The sequence below is a fragment of the Actinoplanes sp. NPDC024001 genome (genome assembly GCF_040638955.1).
In the GTDB taxonomy this organism is placed as follows: domain Bacteria; phylum Actinomycetota; class Actinomycetes; order Mycobacteriales; family Micromonosporaceae; genus Actinoplanes.
The window spans coordinates 37966-53934 of record NZ_JBEZZB010000063.1; the positions used below are offsets into that span (position 1 = coordinate 37966).

Below are 15969 nucleotides of genomic sequence, written 5' to 3' on the forward strand. Positions count from 1 at the left end.
TGGTGCAGCGGCCGATTCTCACTACCGGGGCCACCCGGCCCGGGAACGACGAAGTGCCCGCCGCTAGCGCGGCGGGCACTTCGGTTCAGCCCTCTACTTCTTGACGAGGTTGCGCAGCGCGGAGACCGCCGCCCGGTCGCTCACCCCGGCGTGGATCTTCTTGTCCGGGCCGACGAACACCACGTACGGGCACTGCTTGTCGTCACCGTTCAGGCTCTTCTCCAGCAGCGTCTTGCCGGTGGCGACCTCGACGACGCGCAGCTTCCAGGTGGCCCGCATCAGCGAGACGTTCAGCGGTTCCGGGTCGTCGTACTTGCAGGTGCGGATCTTCGCACCCTCCTTGACCCGGTCCAGGCAGGCCACCATCTGCACCTTGCCCGGCTTGTCCGCCGCCCAGATGTTCTTCACCGTGTTGGACAGGCCCTCGTCGAAGTAGTACGTGCCGTCCTGGCTGCGCACACCGTCACCGTCGTCGACGAGCAGCACCACCGGGTGCGGCGCCTTGCCGGCCCGCTTCGGAGCCTCCGGGTAGTAGATGTTCTCGTCACAGACCCGGTTCAGGTCGTAGATCTTCTCCGCCGGGTAGGCGCTGGCCTCCGGCCCCTGCTGCGCGTCCTCGGTCGGCTCCGGCTCGGTGCCGCCCAGCCCCGGGTCGGTACCCGGCTGCGGCTCGCTCGTTCCGGTCGGCGCCACCGACGGCAGGCCGACGCTGGGCGAAGCCGTGCTGTCCTCGTTCTTCAGCAGGTAGTAGCTGCCGAGGCCACCCCCACCGGCGATGACCACCAGGATCGCCACGACCACGGCCGCCAGCAGCCCGTTACGGCTACGCCGCGGCTGCGGCGCCATCGGCACGCCGAACTGCGGCTGCCCCGGCATCCCGAACGGCTGCCCCGGTTGGCCTGGCTGGCCCGGCATCCCAAACGGCTGACCCGGCTGACCCGGCTGACCCGGTTGCCCCGGCTGCCCGAAGGGCTGCCCGGAGACCGGCGGCCCAGGCTGCCCGAACGGCTGCCCGGACACGGGCTGCCCCGGCTGCCCAGACACCGGGCCGTAGGGCGCGGGGAAGGGCGGCGGCGCGTCGTTACCCGGCCCAGCCGCGGCAAACGGCGGCGGGAAAGGCGGCGGCGCAGCGGACCCAGGCGGCGGAAAGGCCGGTGCGCCGGCGGGGCCGGGTGGGGGGAAAGGCGGCACACCGGCGGAACCAGGCGGCGGGAAAGCCGGCGCACCTGCGGAAGTGGGCGGCGGGAAGGGCGGCACACCGGCGGAGCCAGGCGGCGGGAAGGCCGGTGCACCTGCGGGGCCGGCCGGCGGGAAGGCCGGCGAACCTGCGGAAGTGGGCGGCGGGAAAGCCGGCGCACCTGCGGGGCCGGGCGGCGGGAAGGCCGGGGGATAGGCCGACTTGCCGGCCTCCTCGGCGGGCTGCCACACGGGCGGCGCCGGCGGGAACGGCGTCGTCGGATCGGTGCCGGCCGCCGGCTGGCCCGGGAACGGCTGCTCCACCCAGAACGGCGTCGTCGGCTCAGCTCCGGAAGCGGCAGAAGGGAACGGAGCGGTCGGTTCCGCTCCCGGAACCGGCGGCTGCGCCGCAAACGGCCCCGCACCAGGAACCGGCGGTTGAGCCGGGAAGGACCCGGCTCCCGGGACCGGCGGCTGCGCCGCGAGCGGCCCCGACGGCCGCTCCCAGAACGGCCGCGTGGACTCCCCGCCAGACGCCGGCGGCTGAAGCGGAGCGGTCGGCTCTACCCCACGCTCCGCCGACTGCCCCTGGAACGGCGCGGTCGGTTCCGCCTCGGACCCGGATGCCGGCTGGAACGGCGTGGTCGGTCCCGCCCCAGACCCGGATGCGGCCTGGAACGGAGCGGTCGGCTCCGAACCGGAGCCAGATGCCGGCTGGAACGGAGCAGTCGGCCCCGAACCGGAGCCCGTTGCCGCCGAGGGGAACGGAGTGGTCGGTTCCGCGCTGTGCTCCGCCGGCTGCGCCGGGAACGGAGTGGTCGATTCCGCCTCGTTCGCGGGCTTGGTGCCCGGGGTCAGCGGCGCCGTGGGGTCGCCGGTCGCGTCCGGGCCGGGCACCGGTGCCGCGCCGGAAGCCGGGTCCGATGCCGGCGTGTTACCCGGCTCCTCACCCGTGCCAGTCATGTCTGTTCCTCCCCGTGTTTCGGCGAGGCCCGACTCTATCGAAAGCGGTCACCACCGCCGTGACCAGGTACCTCTGCCTTTATCAACCCCGGCAAAGCCGGAGGAAGCCCCCATTCGCAATCCGGTGATCGACCCCAAACCGCCATCCCGCCCTTCCCACCGGACCAACCGCCCACCGATGCGAATCCCACACTCGATCTTGTGAAGCCCCACGGCCAGGCTCGGGGCAGGAGGGCGGCACAGTCATTCCGCCCGCAGCGCGGTGGCGGCGCGGGTTCGCGACGCCCAGCCGGCCGGCAGCAGCGCGCCCAGGACCGCGAGCAGCACACCGGCGCCGGCGAGACCCACCAGCAGCGCCGGCCGATAGACCGCGAGCACCTCGCTCGGCAGCGTCAGGCCCGCGGCGCCGGCCATCACCGGGATGGCCCAGCCGTGCAACAGCCACCCCAGGGGGACGGCCAGCACGCCCCCGACCGCGCCGATGACCAGCATCGAGCTGACCACCATGAGGCGCACCTGCCCGGGGGTCATCCCGATCGACTTGAGCACGCCGATCTCATGGGTGCGTTCCCGGGTGTTGAGCACCACCGTGTTCAGCACACCGAGGCCGGCGACCGCGGTGAGCAGCAGGGTCAGCGTGGCGATCAAACCGAGCATCACGGCGATCACCTCATTCTCCTGCGTCTCCGCACTGACCGCCGCCGCGGCGGGAAGGTCGCCCAGCGCGGTGGCGAGCTTGTCGACGTACTGATAGGGGTCTGTGCCGCTGCTCAGCCCGACCTCGAAGTTGCGCGGCGTCAGCCGGGCGATGTCGTAGAGGGCGCCGAGTTCCGCCACGTCCGTGATCAGCACCGGGTCGCCGCCGTTGCTGAACGCCTCGCCGACGATCGTGAGGGTGCGCCGGCCACGCTCGGTGCTGATCGTGACGGTGTCCCCCACCCGCGCGCCGGTGTATTTGAGCAGGCGGGCACCGGCGACGGCTTCGCCCGGGGCGGAGTACCAACGTCCGGAGATCATCGGATAGCCGGTCCACGAAGAGTCACCGTCGTATCCGCGCACCTCGATCGGCTCGGTCAGTCCGCCGACGCCGGCGTCCACCTCGGTGATCGCCGTGAGGTGTGCGGTGCCGGGCTGCGCCTCGATGATGGCCTGCACGCGCCCAGGGTCGGCCGGTGCGCCACCACCTTGCGGCGTCGTCGCCGGTTGCGCTCCCCCGCCGACGGGCCCGCCCGGCGCCATCATGCCGCCCAGGCTGACCAGCACGGGAACCGCTTCGGTCCGGTTGCCGGCCTCGGCGATCCGGTTCAGCGACGCCGACAGCCCGGCAGCGAACACCACGGTGGTGCTGCCGAGCAGCACCGCGATGACGGTGATCGCGGCCCGGGCCGGCCGCACGAACGGGGTGCCCACCCCGAAACTGACCGGCCGGGGCAGGCCGGTGGCCGCGAGCGCACGGCGGATCCGGAACCCACGGCCGCTGCGCGGCGCCCGCCCGACCGCGATGGCCTGCGCGGCGGAGAACCGACCGGCCCGCATGGCCGGCCCGGCCGCGGCCAGGACCAGCAGGATCACCCCGCCGGCCAGCACGGCGAGGTCGACCCAGAGCGGCACCGACGGCACGCTGTTGGTGCTGTAGGCCCGCTCGGTCTGGCCGAGCAACGGGATCGAGACGAGCCGGCCGGCCAGCACCCCGAGCAGGCAGGCCGGCACGCCGGCCAGCAGGACCTGACCCGCGTACGCGCCGACGACCTGCCCCGGGGTGAGCCCGAGCGCCTTCTGTACGCCGATGGTGCGGAACCCGGCGACCACCGCTCCCGCGACCACGTTGACCACGATCAGCACCGACATGACCAGGCCGAGCGCGGCGAACGCCACCACGAACGGCACCATCACCTTGATCCGGCCCTCCACCTCCAGCTTCACCGCCAGGTACGACGTCCGCCCGGTGAGCGCGTCGGCGGGCAGCCCGGCCGTGGCGGTGTCCAGCGCCGAGTCGAGCGCCGTGTCGGTGCTCGCATCGGCGAACCGGTACAGCATCTGCCGCCCGGTGGCGCCGCCCTCGGCTTGCAGCACGTCGGTCTGCCCCGGCCACACCCACGCGACCGCGGTGCCGGTGACCGAGGACGCGATCCCGACCACCCGCAGCGCCGGGCCGTCGACCACGGTGATCTCGTCGCCGACCTTCCAGCCGTCGTCGAGCAGCCCGGCGAGCTGCGGTGTCAGCACGATCTGGCCGGTGCCGGTGAGCCAGGTCCCGGCCGAGACCTCCAGCCGGTCCACCGTGCTCCCGGTGTCCGCCCGGCCGGCGATCGTGCCCGGCGGCCGCCGTTCCCGCCCCTTGCTGAGCTGAGCCTCCACGGTCGCGTACGGCCCGGCCGCCGCGGTGACGCCGGGCCGGGACGCGGTGCCGGCCAGGTCGGCGTCGCTCACCTTCGCGGCGTCGAAGGCGGCCGTCGCGTGCGCCCCGTTCTGGCTGGTGAAGGCGCGGTCGAACGGCGCGCTGGAGGCCACCAGCAGGCCGAGCGCCAAGATCGCCGTGGCGCTGGAGAGCAGCACGACCGCGAAGACGACCAGGGTCTGCAGCCGCCGCCGGCGGGCCGCCGCCCACGCCGCGGTCAGCACGGCCCTCATGACGGCACTCTCTCGGCGAGGTGCCCGTCGCGTACCTCGACGGTCCTGGTGGCGCAGCGATGCGCGAGGTCCGCGTCGTGGGTGACCAGAAGGATGGTCTGACCGCCCCGGCTGAGCTCGCGCAGAATCTGCATGATCTGCTCGCCGGCCGCGGCGTCGACCGCGCCGGTTGGCTCGTCGGCCAGCAGCAGCGGCGGTTCGTTGATCAGCGCCCGGGCCACGGCGACGCGCTGCCGTTCGCCGCCGGAGAGCCGCGCCGGATAGGCGTTGGCGCGGGCCGCCAGGCCGAGGCTGTCGAGCAGTTCGTCAGCGCGGGCCTGCGCGGCCCGCCGGGGCGTGCCGGTCAGCTGGGCCGGGAAGAGCACGTTGTCCCGGGCGGTCAGGTCATCGAGCAGGTGGAAGAACTGGAAGACGATGCCGATGGTGGCCCGCCGGAACCGGGCGAGCGCCTTCTCGGAGAGCCGGTTCAGCACGGTCCCGGCCACCTCCACCTCGCCGGTGGTCGGCCGGTCCAGCCCGGCGATCAGGTTGAGCAGAGTGGACTTGCCGCTGCCCGACGGGCCCATCACCGCCACCGCCTCGCCGGGCGCGACGGTGAGGTGCACCCCGTCCAGAGCCGGCGGGCCGGCCGACTCGTACTGTTTGCCGACGGCCCGCAGCCGCACCAGATCACTCATGGTTCCTCCCTCGCGTTGGGTCGCCGTGGACGCTAGAGCGGCAGGCCGGTCGCGGTCGTCGGCCGTAGGACGGGACCCCCGGCGCCGGGTCATCCGTGAGATGTAGCCGTCGCGATTGATGTTCCGGGCCGGGCCGGACGGCAGAATGGGGCCGTGTTCCGGTCGTTGCGCATCCGCTGGATGGCGAAGTGGCGCGCCGGTGAGCTGACGGTGTGGACGGACGTCGCCCTGGTCGTGCTCCTGGCGCTCGCCGCCGTGGCGCTGACCGGTGAGCGTGGCGACGGTCCCGCTCCCGATTCGGTGCTGCTGTGGCCGACGCCGCCCGACTTCCCGGACGGCGTCCTGTTCGCCGCCGAGGAGCGCCCGCCGACCGGGCTTCTGCTCGCGACGAACCTGCTGGTCACCGCCCCGCTGCTGGCCCGACGGCAGTGGCCGCTGCTCTGTTTCGCGGTGCAGGTGGCGGCGCTCGCCGGGTTCGACGTCGAGGCCAACTTGGCCAACCTGATCGCCCTGCTGATCGGCGCCTATGCGCTCGCCCTGCACGGCCGGTCGGTGCCGCTGTCGATGAGCACGCTGCTGACCGTGTGTGTGATGGTCGCCGCCACCTCGGACAACACCTGGCCGCGACTGCCGGACTGGGCCGGGGTGTTCATGTTGCTGGTGCCGATCGGCCTGCTCGGCGTGACAGTGCGGGCCGCGCGCAGCCGGGCGCTCGCCTCCGAGCAGCGAGCGCAGGCACTGGAACGCGAGCAGCAGGCCGCCACCCGGCTGGCGGTGGCCGACGAGCGCGCCCGGATCGCCCGGGAGCTGCACGATGTGGTCAGCCACCACGTCAGCGTGATGACCATTCAGGCCGGCGCCGCGGGGAAGGTCCTCGACGCCCAGCCGGAGATGGCCCGCCAGGCGCTGACCGCGGTCGAGGCGAGCGGCCGGGAGACGATGGCCGAGTTGCGGCACCTGCTCGGGGTGCTCGCGCCGGGGCCGGACGACGACCTGCTGCGCCCGCAGCCCGGCCTGGACCAGCTGGCGACGCTGGTGGAGAACGTGCGGCGGGCCGGGCAGCCGGTCACCCTGCACGGCACGCCGCTGTCGCTGCCGCACGGGCTGGACCTCGCGGCGTACCGGGTGGTGCAGGAGGCGCTGACCAACGCACTGCGGCACGCGCCCGGCGCGGCGACCGAGGTTGCGGTGACCGCGACCGGCGACGAGCTGGTGATCTCGGTGGAGAACGACGCGCCGCCACCACGGGCGCGCCCGGCAGCGAGCAACGGCGCCGGCGCCGGGCTGCTCGGGCTCGCCGAGCGGTTGCGGCTCTACGACGGCACCCTCGAATCCGGCCGCCGGCTCGGCGGCGGCTTCCGGGTGCATGCCCGCATCCCGTGGAAGGATCCTGCCGCATGACGCGGGTGGTGATCGCCGACGACCAGGCGCTGGTGCGGACCGGGTTCACGATGATCCTGGCGGCCGAGGGCATCGAGGTGGTCGGGCACGCGGCGACCGGCGCCGAAGCAGTCGCGGTCACCCGGCGGTTGCGGCCGGACGTCGTACTGATGGACATCCGCATGCCGGAGATGGACGGCCTGGAGGCGACGCGGCGCATCCTGGCGGATGCGCCGGCGACAGCCGGCGGCCAGCCGGTCAGGGTGGTCATTCTGACCACCTTCGACCTTGATCAGTACGTGTACGCGGCGCTCGCCGCCGGTGCCAGCGGGTTCCTGCTGAAGGACGTGACACCGGACCACCTGATCCACGCGGTGCGGGTGGTCCAGGACGGGGACGCGCTGCTGGCACCGTCGATCACCCGGCGGCTGGTCGAGCGGTTCACCCGGCCCGACCCCTCGCTGCACCGGGACCTGGAGTCGCTGACCCCGCGCGAGCGGCAGGTGCTCACGCTGCTCGCCGGCGGGCTGAGCAACCTGGAGCTGGCGGCGGCGCTGCGGCTCAGCGAGGCGACGGTGAAGACGCACGTGACCCGGATCCTGACCAAGTTGCAGCTGCGGGACCGGGTGCAGGCGGTCGTCGTCGCCTACGAGACCGGCCTGGTCACGCCGAGCGCCCGGCGGCCCGGCTGATGCCGGCGCCGACCGGCAAGCGGATCCTGGTCTATGGCGTGACTGGCTCCGGCAAGTCGACGCTGGCCGCCCGGATCGGCGCGCGGCTGGGTCTGCCCTACCACTCGGTCGACGACCTGACCTGGGAACCGGGCTGGGTGCAGGTGCCGGTCGAGGAGCAGCGCCGCCGGATGACCGAGGTGTGCGCCGGTGACACGTGGGTGATCGACGCCGCGTACGGATCCTGGACGGACATCCCGCTGGCCCGCGCCGACCTGGTGATCGGCCTGGACTATCCGCGGTGGGTCTCGCTGAGCCGGCTGATCCGCCGGACCGTGGCCCGGTGGATCACGCGCACGCCGATCTGCAACGGCAACGTGGAGTCGCTGCGGACTCTCTTCGGGAAGGACGGCTTGGTGGCGTTCCACTTCCAGTCGTTCCCGCGCAAGCGGCGGCGGATGCGCCAGTGGCAGACCGACCCGGAGCTGCCACCGGTGCTGCTGTTCCGCTCCCCCGCCGACGCCGAACGATGGCTCCGGGCGGTGATTTCTCCGTCCTAGCCGGGGGTGTCGCAGATGTATCGACATGACCCATTACAGTGCTGGCGACCGGAGATCATGTCGGAGGACCGGACACTGTGCGCAGAACCCTGGGGACGCTCGCCGTCGCGGTGCTGCTGACCTTCGCCGCCTACATGGCGGTCTTCGGGCGCGATCGCGGGCCGCATCCGGAGCCGACGGCCGGCACGGCGGCGCCGTCCCCTTCGACGCTGGTGGCGGCGGCGCTGCCGGAGCTCCGGGCGTCGGCGCTGATCAAAGCGTGGGAGAAACGCTGGAAGCGGCCGGTGAAACAGACCGCTCGGCAGGCCATCATGCAGCGCAAACACCCGGACGGTGACGGGCGCGTGCGGCTGACCATGACCCGCGTTCCGGAGGACAGCGAAGCGGTGTGGGGTGTCTCGTGTGCGCGGCACGGAAAGCCGGCCCCGTACAGCAAGGACGACCTCACCGAACTGCTCGACTTCTGCCTGCCGCCCGAGGTGGCCGGGGACCGCCGGCGCGAGGTGGTCGCCTGGCTGTCCCCGTTGAACGACGCGACGTGGCGGGTGCACCGGCAGTTCGACGGATTCACGGCGGTGGTGCAGCACTCCCTGCCGAAGGCCGATCGTGCCCCCGTCCTCCAGCTGGCCCTGACCGGCGGCACGTACTTTCCCGCCTGAACCCGCCGGTCCCGCCCCCTCTTCGGTCGACGGCCGGCCTTTCAGGCTTTCCAGTGGGGGTCGCGGCCGATGAAGCCGAGCAGCTGGGTCTGAGCATCGGCGTCGGCGGGGACCGGGACGGCAGCGCCGTACTGGCCCGAGGCGCGGATCATCTGCTCGGCCGGCTTCATCCCGGCGAGCAGCACCGCGCACTCCTCGGGATCCAACCGCTCGTCCTGGCCGGTGGCACGGGCCAGGTCCCAGGTGTGCATGAAGACGTCCGAGGTGTAGAAGCGGTCGATCGCCTGATCCAGCGGCACGTCACCGATGTGCGGGTTGGCGAGCGTCTTGGTCGCGGTCTGCGGGTCGTCCAGCAGCGCCTGCACGGCCGTGGCCTGCACCTCCCAGGCCCGCACCGGGTCCTCGTCGGCGCTCGGGCCTTTCGGCAGGTCGACGCCACCACCGGCGGCGAGGAAGCCGGGCAGCCACTCGACGAGGTGGCGCACCACGTCGCGGGCGGCCCACCCGTCCACCGGCGCCGGGACGTCCCACTGCTCGGTGCCGCGGACACGGTCGGTGAAAACGGCGGTGATCTGCCGATGCCGCTCGGCGGGAGACAGGTCGGACAACGCCATGGGACGACCCCTTTCCAAAGCTTTCAACCGTACGGTTTAAAGGCACCGTAGTTCGGTGGGCCACCGGGGTCAAGCATGCCGTCAGGCGAGTACGAAGGTGTACCCCTTCGCCTTGAGCTTGCGGATGGTCCGGTCGAGCGAGGCGACGGTCGGACCACGCTCGCCGCCGCCGTCATGCATGAGCACCACCGCCCCGGGACGAACGTCGCGGACCGCCCGACGGGTGATCACCGCAGCCGGCGGGCCCTGCCAGTCGCGGGTGTCGACCGTCCAGCCCAGAATCCGCAGCCCTTCGCCGCGAACCACAGCGCGGGTTACGGAGTTGCTCGCGCCGTACGGGAAACGGAAAGTCTTCGGGCTGCGGCCGGTCACGTTGCGGATCTTGCGCTGGGCCTTCCGCACGTTCGCCCGGGCGGCGGAGCGCGACAGGGTGGTGAAATCGGCGTGGTTGCGACTGTGGTTGCAGACCCGGTGCCCCTCGCGCACGATCCGCCGCGCGGTCTTGCGGTAATCGCCGACGTTGGCGCCGAGCAGGCAGAACGTCGCCTTGACCCGATGCCGGCGCAGGATGTTCAGGATCTTCGGCGTATACGGCGACGGCCCGTCGTCGAAGGTGAGCGATACCGTACGTTTGCTCTTCTTGCGGGCCGCGGGTTGCGCCTGGGCCACCGGTTTCCGGGGTTTCTTCTTCGCCGGGGTCTGGACCTTCGCGGCCTCCGCCGCGCGTAAACTGGGCGACGGCTGGGCGGAGACCACCGGCGGGCTGGCCTTCACCGCGGTGGGGGCGGCCTTGTCGCCGTCGGCGCGATAGACCGCGACGACGATCAGCGATCCCAGCAGAAGGGCCACGGCTAACTTCACGGCGCTGCGCATCAGATATCAGCTCCAGAACGGTACGAGCCGGCGGCGTCAGGGAGTTGGTCACGGGTTCCATAGCGGGTGCTGGCAGCCACAACGGGCCGCCCGGGGTGAACTGGCCCGAGGCGAGACGCGGCCTTGGTTCGCCTGGCCCGCTGCCCGGCCCGCACTCCGAGGTCAGATGAAGCCGGAGGAGCCGCAGCGGGCGACAGGGAAGTATGGCCTCGCGTCTGTACGCGTTGCGGGTTCGCCGACGCCAGCGGAAGCGCAGCGGCCCGCTCCAGGCCAGATTCGGTACGGCTCGCGGCGTGGCAGATCAAATGGTGTCGTCATCGCGGCAGACGCCCCCGGGGTTCGGCTTCGCGTCATCGTTCCGAGCCGCGACCACCACCGTCAATCGCCAAGGTGACGCAGTGACCACAGCCACGGGTGAAATCCGCACAACCGGCCGCCGATGCGTGCCGGTGATGCTGTGGTCGGCCGAGCCTCGAAAAGAGCCGGACCACACCTCGAGCTCGGTTGATCAATCGAGAACTGTGCACGAAGCCGAGACCATGCCCGCCGTCGTCCAGAAGCGGGCTGCGCACCGGACAACGGTGGAAGTCAACTCTCGACGCGTGGCCTCCTGATCTACCGGAACCGCGGCAGCCAACCCGTGGCGGCTGCCCACTCCCCTCCGAGCAGCGGCCGCAAGCTCACGCCAGGCCGGTCGACCTGTGCCACTTCCTCCGGCCAGCGGCCGCAAGCTCACGCCAGGCCGGTCGACCGGCGCTAGCAACCACCCCTGACGGGTACCCACTTCCTCCGGCCAGCGGCCGCAAGCTCACGCCAGGCCGGTCGACCGGCGCCAGCAACCACCCCCTGACGGCCACCCACTTCCCTCCGGCCAGCGGCTGCGAACCCAGGTCCAAGATGGGTCATCAGTGGCGCGGCGACCAGCTCGTGGTGGCTGCCCACTCCTCCGCGACGGCGCCGATCAGGTCGACCACCGGATCCTTCACCTCGGTGTAGACGCCGAGGTCATCGACCGCGGCGGCGAGGACCTCCTTGAACCGGGCGTAGGCGGGCACGGCCTGCGGATGGGCTCGGAACCAGTCCCGGAACAGCAGGGCGAGACGCTCATTGGGCGAACCCGCCACGCGGCAGTGCAGGTTGACGTCCGCACCGAGGTTCCGGCGTAGCCAGAACCGCTTGGCCCAGAGCCGCGGCGGGTCGTCATAGCCGGCGGGCACGTGATCCTGCTGGTAGGGCAGCCGCGTAAAGCCCAGCGAGGCCAGCGGCCCGTCGAACGCGGTGGCAGCCGCCTCGAGATCGGCGACGCTGACCTGCATGTCGAACACCGGCTTCGCCGCCATGCCCGGGATGGCGGTGCTTCCGATGTGCTCCACCCGCAGCGCCAACGGCGCAAGCGCAGCAAGCAACTGCTCGGCAAGCTCTTTCCCCCGGTGTTGCCAGCCCACGTCGGCAGGCACAACTAACAGGTTGGCGGCAGAATCACGAACCGACACGCGAAGCAGGATAACCGCAGAGGAGTCTGATGATCATCATCGCCGGAACGCTGCACGTCGACCCCTCGGACCGGGATCGCTACCTCGCCGCAGTCACCGAGGTCACCCGGCTGGCCCGCCAGGCACCCGGCTGCCAGGACTTCGCGCAGGCGCCGGACCCGCTCGACGCCGGACGCATCAACGTCTACGAACGCTGGGACTCCGACGAGGACCTGGACCACTTCCGCACGTCGGGCGGCCCCGAACTGGATCTGCCTCCGCTGCGCCACGCCGAAGTGAACCGGTACCGCATCTCCGCGGTGGAAGCGCCATAGGTTACTCAGCGGCGACAATGACCACGGCGGCACCGACTGGCGTCAACGAATGCTGCGCCGCCGACCCACCGTACGTTCCCGGCCCCGCCGAACCGGCAGGGTGGACGCGGTGGTCGGCGGCGGCGTGGGTCTCGGCGCCGGGCTCGGGAACGTCGCCTCGACACGGGCGTCGACGTTGCGGGATCCCCAGGTCGTTCGAGTCCACCGTGCGAAGATCATTCGCAGGTTGCCGACGGAACGGACGCTGATGCTCGACGGTTACGACCCCCTTGTGGTCCTCATGCTTCGCGGCGCCTGGTATTTGTTCCTCCTCGCTCTCGCCTGCGGCATCCTCTACGTGGTCATCAGGTACGCGGTTCGCGACGGCATCCGCTTGGCGCGCGCAGACGCACAGGCGGCGAAGCGCGAGTGACGCGGGTCGCCGCGCCATCAGCTCGGGCGGCAACCAGGTACCGCCCCAGCCAGTGACGCCGGCCGCCGCCCGAAACGATCTGGGCGAAGACCATGCGAGGCCATCACATGACGAAGACCGGCTGCGACACCAGATAATCAGCGCGCTGGCCGGCTAACGCCGCCCCGGCAGGGATACCGCCGATCGCGCCAGATCAGTAACACGTGGCGGCTGACGCACGTCACGAACACCGGCCACCACGCCAGACCACCAGCACACCGCCACTCACGCCGCACGCCATAGAAACCGGCCACCACGCCAGACCGCCGGCGCGCTGGCGGCTGGCGCGCCAGCGGTCTGGCGGTCTGGCGGACTGGCGGACTGGCGGCTGCGGCGGCTGGCTGCGGCTGCGGCTGACGGCGGCTGACGGCTGCGGTCTGGCGCGCTGGCGCGTCAGGCCCGCGCAGGCCTCGGGAGCGGCCGACGCGCTGCCGTCAGCTGTGCGGGGTTGGCCAATGCACCCGGTCGGTCAGGTCGGCCTTGGCGAACGCTTCGGCCAGCAACTCGCGGCCCTCGGTGAAGTGCGCCCAGCTGTCGTGGTGCACCGGCACGATCTGCCGGGCACCGAGGATGATCGCGGCCTCGGCGGCCTGGGCGCTGTCGATGGTGAGCAGGGCATTGTCGAGCCAGGCGGCACGGACCGCGCCGGCGAACAGGACCGCGGTGTCAACCGGCCCGAAGCGGCCGGCGATCTGCTTGACCAGGTCGAGTGAGGCGTTGTCGCCGCTGACGTAGACCGTGGGCAGGCCGTCGCCGGAAAGGACGAAACCGATCACGTCCCCCACCAGCGGCTCCGAGCCCTCGGGGCCGTGCCGTGCGGGCACGGCGGTGACGGTCAGCGAGCCACCGCCGGGCCGGTCGAGGTCGACGCTTGCCCAGGGCTCCAATCCGCGCGCGGCCCCACCAAGACGGCCGGCGCCGCTCGTTGTGGTCAGGGTCAGGGGCACCTGGGAGAGCAGCCGGCGGCCGGAGTGGTCAAGGTTGTCGGGGTGCTGATCGTGCGAGAGAAGCACCACGTCGACCGGGCCGAGCTCATCGGGCGTGATCGCGGCCGGGGCCGTCTTGGTGAGGAAGTCGCCGCGCGGCAACGGATAGTCACCCGGCTCGTCGAAGGTCGGATCGGTCAGAAAGCGCAGGCCACCGAACTCGATGAGCGCGGTCGGGCCGCCGAATGCACGGACATCCACCATCGTGATCTCCTCACGGATAGTTTGGCTGACATCCGTGACCCTAGGGCCTTGTCACGGATGAGCGCAACCCATAACGTGAGAGGCATGACCGAGGTCGCCTATCCACCGCCCGCTCCGGGCGCCGAGCTGCATCCGGCGCTCGACCTGGCCGACAGCGTGCTCACCGCGCCGGGCGGCCACGTTCTCGACCGGATAGCGACACCCGAGCACGCCGCCCGCTGGCTCGCCGAGCACGATCTGATTCCGGACGACGCCCAGCTGCACGAGGTGTGTGCCGGCCGTTTGCGTGCGCTGCGGCAGCACATCCGCGTCCTGCTGACCGCTCGCGTCCGGCGCACCATTCCGCCCGCCGAGGCGGTGGCCGCGGTCAACGACGCGCTCACCCGCGTGCCGACCGCTGCCCCGCTGCGCTGGGCCAGCAGCGCCGGGCCGCACCGGGTGCGCCCCCACCCGACCGACCAGATCGTCGACCACGCACTCGGCGTCCTCGCCGCCGACGCGGCCGACCTGCTCACCGGCCCCGACGCCGACCGGCTGGCGGCCTGCGACTCGCCGCCCTGCACCCGGTTCCTGCTGCGCAACGGCCGCCGGCACTGGTGTTCCATCCGTTGCGGCGACCGCGCCCGGGCGGCCCGCGCCTATGCCCGGCGGAGCCAGAATTGATCACGCAGCGGTCATCTCCGTATCCTGCCGGTCATGGCTCAGCCCCGCCGCACGACCTTGATCCTCGGCCTTGCCCTCGGCACGGCGGTGCTCAGCGGCACCGGCATCACGCTGGCCGCGAGCAGGCAGGCCGACGCGACGGGCACGCTGGCGGAGGGTGGGTGGCGGCTCACCAGCTACAGCATCTGGGCGGGTCAGACAACGACACTCATCCGGTCCGCGCGTTCCGACGATGCCCCGCCGGCCAGCGCCACGCAGATCATCGACTGGGGCGACGGCTCGGTGGAGACGGTGTCGGGAGCGACGACGCGGGCCGAGCACACCTACGAGAAGGTGGGCACCTTCACGCCGCGTGTGACCGCTTCCGGAGCCACCCGGACACCCGGAGAGGTCACGGTTTCCACGGTCATCGGTGGATACCGGGTCAGGGAGTCCACGGTCTGGCTCGGCGAGGCGGTGACGCTGACCTACCAGACGTATGCCGAGGCCGACCGGGTCAAGATCTCCTGGGGCGACGGCAGGACCGATGTCGTCCGGGCCAGCATCGCCGAGGCGGCGATCACCCATTCCTATGCGAAGGCGGGCGCGTTCGAGGTCACGGTGGCGCCGGTGAACGAGCATGGGACAGCCACCCCGCGCAAGATCGGCTCGGTCTCGGTCAAGAAGGACGCGACCGCTCCGATCGCCACCCTGGCCAGGCCGTCGAACCCGGCTTCGGCCAGATCCTGGTCGGTCCTGACGGGCACCGCGTCAGACACCGGCGTCGGCCTCCGCGCCGTCACACTGACCGCGGTCCACAAACGGGGCGCCAACTGGCGCTATTACACCGGCACCGCATGGCGGAAGGCCCCGTCACGGGCCGCCGCGCAGCGCCGGGCAAGGGTGATCACCTTGACGCCGACCGCATCGGGCACGTGGAGCATGAAGTTCAGCGTTCCGCCGAGGGGCACGGTGCGCATCACCTACACGGCGATCGACAAGGCCGGCAACCGGTCCGCCGCGAAGATGCTCAGCCAGAAGACCACCGGCTAGGGGTCAGGCCGGCACAGAACCGGAGGAAGGCCGGATTCAAGACCACGCGGCCACCGGCAGCGTCCCCATGCCGAGGGCTGGGGCGAGGGCGGCGCGCGTGGAACGTTCAGCGGCCGCCATACAGGTGGGTGCGGTGATCAACGTTGAAGGCGGGTTCGCCGTGGAGAAAGCGCTCGGGCGACACGGGACCGTTGCTGACGTGCACCAGCCAGTTCTCGTAATACCAGCTCGGATCGCACGGGCACCGGGTGAACAGAAACCGGAAGTTCGCCCGGTAACGGCCGACCTGTCCCGGCTGTAGCGTGAACAACCGGGTCGGCCACTCCCGCCTCGGGTATGCGGCCCAGCCGGGTAGCCGGGACACCGTCACCGCCGTTCCGTCCCGAGCGCACGCGTCGTTGTAGGCCTGGGCGTCGTCGCGCGCGCGGGCGTCGTCGCGAGCGCGGTCGCCATCTCGGCCACGGACGTGGTCACCATCGCGGCCGCGGGCGCCATCGCGGCCGCCCCCACGGGCACCATCGCGGTCGCGGTCGCCAACTTCGCCACGGACGTGGTCACCATCGCGGCCGCCGTCGCGGACGCGGGCGCCGTCGCGGACGCGGACGCCGTCGCGGACGCGGAC

Annotated in this window: 16 protein-coding genes; 8 read left to right on the forward strand and 8 right to left on the reverse strand. The window is 71.9% G+C overall.

Features of this window, described 5'->3' with window-relative positions; translation table 11 throughout:
- Window positions 1-93 precede the first annotated feature (93 nt).
- From AB0F81_RS24395 to AB0F81_RS24405, 3 genes are all read right to left on the reverse strand, one after another.
- Complete coding sequence (locus AB0F81_RS24395) at window positions 94-876, reverse strand: hypothetical protein (protein ID WP_360200789.1); 783 nt, start codon at window positions 874-876, stop codon at window positions 94-96.
- A gap of 1506 nt (window positions 877-2382) precedes the next feature.
- Complete coding sequence (locus AB0F81_RS24400) at window positions 2383-4770, reverse strand: FtsX-like permease family protein (RefSeq protein WP_360200790.1); 2388 nt, start codon at window positions 4768-4770, stop codon at window positions 2383-2385.
- Window positions 4767-5447, reverse strand: a complete 681-nt coding sequence (locus AB0F81_RS24405) for an ABC transporter ATP-binding protein (RefSeq protein ID WP_360200791.1) — start codon at window positions 5445-5447, stop codon at window positions 4767-4769. Before AB0F81_RS24405 ends, AB0F81_RS24400 begins: the two co-directional genes overlap by 4 nt.
- Window positions 5448-5600: 153 nt before the next feature.
- Here AB0F81_RS24405 and AB0F81_RS24410 point away from each other — a divergent pair, with 153 nt between their 5' ends.
- The 4 genes from AB0F81_RS24410 to AB0F81_RS24425 all read left to right on the forward strand — a co-directional run bounded on the left by AB0F81_RS24410 (window position 5601) and on the right by AB0F81_RS24425 (window position 8717).
- Complete coding sequence (locus tag AB0F81_RS24410; protein WP_360200792.1) at window positions 5601-6848, forward strand: histidine kinase; 1248 nt, start codon at window positions 5601-5603, stop codon at window positions 6846-6848.
- Window positions 6845-7519, forward strand: coding sequence for a response regulator transcription factor (locus AB0F81_RS24415; protein ID WP_360200793.1), 675 nt, complete (start codon window positions 6845-6847; stop codon window positions 7517-7519). Before AB0F81_RS24410 ends, AB0F81_RS24415 begins: the two co-directional genes overlap by 4 nt.
- Entirely contained in the window at window positions 7519-8058 is a 540-nt protein-coding gene (locus tag AB0F81_RS24420; protein ID WP_360200794.1) for an adenylate kinase, read from the forward strand. The genes AB0F81_RS24415 and AB0F81_RS24420 overlap by 1 nt, the downstream gene beginning before the upstream one ends.
- Before the next feature lie 77 nt (window positions 8059-8135).
- Window positions 8136-8717 carry a hypothetical protein gene (locus AB0F81_RS24425; protein ID WP_360200795.1) on the forward strand — a complete coding sequence of 194 codons (582 nt, stop codon included), beginning with the start codon at window positions 8136-8138 and terminating at the stop codon, window positions 8715-8717.
- Window positions 8718-8758: 41 nt separating this feature from the next.
- Here the strand turns inward: AB0F81_RS24425 and AB0F81_RS24430 are convergent, their stop codons facing one another.
- The 3 genes from AB0F81_RS24430 to AB0F81_RS24440 all read right to left on the reverse strand — a co-directional run bounded on the left by AB0F81_RS24430 (window position 8759) and on the right by AB0F81_RS24440 (window position 11697).
- On the reverse strand, window positions 8759-9331 hold the full coding sequence (locus AB0F81_RS24430) for a TIGR03086 family metal-binding protein (RefSeq protein ID WP_360200796.1): 573 nt from the start codon (window positions 9329-9331) through the stop codon (window positions 8759-8761).
- Between the two features lie 81 nt (window positions 9332-9412).
- On the reverse strand, window positions 9413-10204 hold the full coding sequence (locus AB0F81_RS24435) for a polysaccharide deacetylase family protein (RefSeq protein ID WP_360200797.1): 792 nt from the start codon (window positions 10202-10204) through the stop codon (window positions 9413-9415).
- A gap of 905 nt (window positions 10205-11109) precedes the next feature.
- On the reverse strand, window positions 11110-11697 hold the full coding sequence (locus AB0F81_RS24440) for a GrpB family protein (protein ID WP_360200798.1): 588 nt from the start codon (window positions 11695-11697) through the stop codon (window positions 11110-11112).
- 29 nt (window positions 11698-11726) lie between these two features.
- On the opposite strand from AB0F81_RS24440, the gene AB0F81_RS24445 reads away from it, so the two are divergent.
- Together AB0F81_RS24445 and AB0F81_RS24450 are read left to right on the forward strand one after the other, a co-directional pair.
- A complete protein-coding gene (locus tag AB0F81_RS24445; protein ID WP_360200799.1) occupies window positions 11727-12011 on the forward strand; it encodes an antibiotic biosynthesis monooxygenase family protein in 285 nt (94 codons plus the stop codon).
- 100 nt (window positions 12012-12111) lie between these two features.
- Window positions 12112-12423 carry a hypothetical protein gene (locus AB0F81_RS24450; RefSeq protein WP_360200800.1) on the forward strand — a complete coding sequence of 104 codons (312 nt, stop codon included), beginning with the start codon at window positions 12112-12114 and terminating at the stop codon, window positions 12421-12423.
- A gap of 473 nt (window positions 12424-12896) precedes the next feature.
- Here the strand turns inward: AB0F81_RS24450 and AB0F81_RS24455 are convergent, their stop codons facing one another.
- A complete protein-coding gene (locus AB0F81_RS24455; RefSeq protein WP_360200801.1) occupies window positions 12897-13652 on the reverse strand; it encodes an MBL fold metallo-hydrolase in 756 nt (251 codons plus the stop codon).
- A gap of 84 nt (window positions 13653-13736) precedes the next feature.
- Here AB0F81_RS24455 and AB0F81_RS24460 point away from each other — a divergent pair, with 84 nt between their 5' ends.
- Together AB0F81_RS24460 and AB0F81_RS24465 are read left to right on the forward strand one after the other, a co-directional pair.
- Window positions 13737-14315, forward strand: a complete 579-nt coding sequence (locus AB0F81_RS24460; protein WP_360200802.1) for a CGNR zinc finger domain-containing protein — start codon at window positions 13737-13739, stop codon at window positions 14313-14315.
- A 33-nt stretch (window positions 14316-14348) separates the two neighbouring features.
- Window positions 14349-15347: a hypothetical protein gene (locus AB0F81_RS24465; RefSeq protein WP_360200803.1), complete on the forward strand. Its 999-nt coding sequence runs from the start codon at window positions 14349-14351 to the stop codon at window positions 15345-15347.
- Window positions 15348-15453: 106 nt separating this feature from the next.
- Here the strand turns inward: AB0F81_RS24465 and AB0F81_RS24470 are convergent, their stop codons facing one another.
- The gene (locus AB0F81_RS24470) at window positions 15454-15717 is read right to left on the reverse strand and encodes a hypothetical protein (RefSeq protein ID WP_360200804.1); all 264 of its coding nucleotides are present in this window, start codon (window positions 15715-15717) and stop codon (window positions 15454-15456) included.
- Window positions 15718-15969: the final 252 nt, after the last annotated feature.